This window comes from Streptomyces beihaiensis (assembly GCF_026274175.1).
Taxonomy (GTDB): Bacteria; Actinomycetota; Actinomycetes; order Streptomycetales; family Streptomycetaceae; genus Streptomyces; species Streptomyces beihaiensis.
In genome coordinates this window covers 1-443 of sequence record NZ_JAPHNL010000247.1, presented here as the reverse complement: position 1 = coordinate 443, position 443 = coordinate 1, and the positions used below count along the sequence as shown (strand labels likewise).

The 443-nt window shown below is 67.7% G+C and carries 1 pseudogene; it reads left to right on the top strand.

The window, feature by feature from the left end:
- Window positions 1–443 (top strand): annotated as a pseudogene (locus OFY01_RS19205) (2-oxoacid:ferredoxin oxidoreductase subunit beta); the annotation flags it as partial.

Below are 443 nucleotides of genomic sequence, written 5' to 3'. Positions count from 1 at the left end.
GTCCTGCGCCAGGCCGCCGAACACCCCGGCACCGCCCTGGTGGAGATCTACCAGAACTGCAACATCTTCAACGACGGCGCCTTCGAGATCCTCAAGGACAAGGAACAGGCCGAACAAGCCGTCATCCGCCTCGAACACGACCAGCCCATCACCTTCGGCACCGACCGGTCGAAGGGCGTCGTACGCGACCCGGCCACCGGCGACCTCCACATCGTCGACATCACCGACACCAACCGCGACCGCGTCCTGGTCCACGACGCACACTCCACGTCCCCGACCACCGCGTTCGCACTGGCCCGCCTCGCCGACCCGGCGACCCTGCACCACACGCCCATCGGCGTCTTCCGGGACGTCGAACGCCCGGTCTACGACACGCTGATGGCCGACCAGCTCGACACCGCCATCGAACAGAACGGCAAGGGCGACCTCGCCACGCTCCTCGC